Genomic DNA, 1,174 nt, shown 5'->3' with positions numbered 1-1,174 from the left:
TTTGCTGTCTCCTTTCAGAATGGTGTGTCGTGACTTCATTCTACCAGAGCCTGCAAGCTATGTCTTCTTTTATGCTCTTTCCAATTTGCGCAATTTATTGTACATTATCAAAAAATATAAAAATTGTTTAATAATAAGCTAATTAAAAGATATAATTAATAAAAATATGTTTAATAAAAAAGCTAAAATAGGAGGGGGTTTCCCTCCTATTTTTTAGAGACCATCCCAAACTTTGTGTAAACCTCCGATGTGGTGTAGAATAGGAGCACCACATTGGAGGATTTTTATAATGGCTAGAAAGAATCGTACCCCAGAAGAAAACGCACGTCGGGAAAAAATCAGAGAACTGCTGCAGATGGCGAACATAGGCAGCATGGAGGACATCCAGAGCCTGTTCAAGGAAACCATTGCCGAGTTCATGGAAAACGGCCTGGAGGCAGAGCTGGATGATGAACTTGGCTACAGCAAGTATGACTACAAAAATAAGGACACGGACAACAGCCGCAACGGTCACAGCAGCAAAACACTGCGGACCAGCTTTGGCGATGTGGAAGTGTCCGTACCTCGTGATCGGAAAGGCGAATTTGAGCCTCAGGTGCTGAAGAAAAACCAAACCAGCATCAGTCAGGACATTGAGGAAAAGATTCTGTCCATGTACGCCAAGGGCATGACCACGAGTGATATCGAAGCGCATATCCAGGATATCTACGGCGTAGAAGTGTCCGATACGACCGTAAGCCGCATCACAGATAAGATCCTACCCATCGCAAAAGAATGGCAGCAGCGGCCTTTGGAAAGCGTCTACGCGGTAGCTTTTCTGGATGCCATCCACTACCATGTGCGCAGCGAAGGACAGATCGTCAAGAAGGCTGTTTATATTGCCATTGGTATCGATCTGGACGGCAGGAAGGACGTTCTGGGTATGTGGGTCGGTGAAAATGAGAGCGCCAAATTCTGGGCAACGGTACTCAATAACTTGAGAAACCGGGGTGTTGCGGATATTTTCATCGCCTGCACGGACAATTTGACCGGGTTTTCCGCAGCGATTGAAGCGGTGTTCCCCGGGTCAATCCCAAATTTTGTGTAAACGCTAAATTGTGGTGCAAAATAGAGCAAAAATATTTTAAGGCGGGAGCGGCGCAAGCTGCTGCCGCCTTTTCTACAAAAATAACAG

Annotated in this window: 1 pseudogene; it reads left to right on the top strand. The window is 45.5% G+C overall.

Features of this window, described 5'->3' with window-relative positions:
- Positions 1-289: 289 nt before the first annotated feature.
- Positions 290-1,063 (top strand): annotated as a pseudogene (locus ACTNBK_RS17055) (IS256 family transposase); the annotation flags it as partial.
- Positions 1,064-1,174 lie beyond the last annotated feature (111 nt).

The organism is Intestinimonas sp. HCP28S3_D6, from assembly GCF_052065695.1.
Lineage (GTDB): Bacteria > Bacillota > Clostridia > Oscillospirales > Oscillospiraceae > Intestinimonas.
The sequence above is the reverse complement of the archived record's forward strand: the minus strand, read 5'-3'. Positions and strand labels throughout refer to the sequence as shown.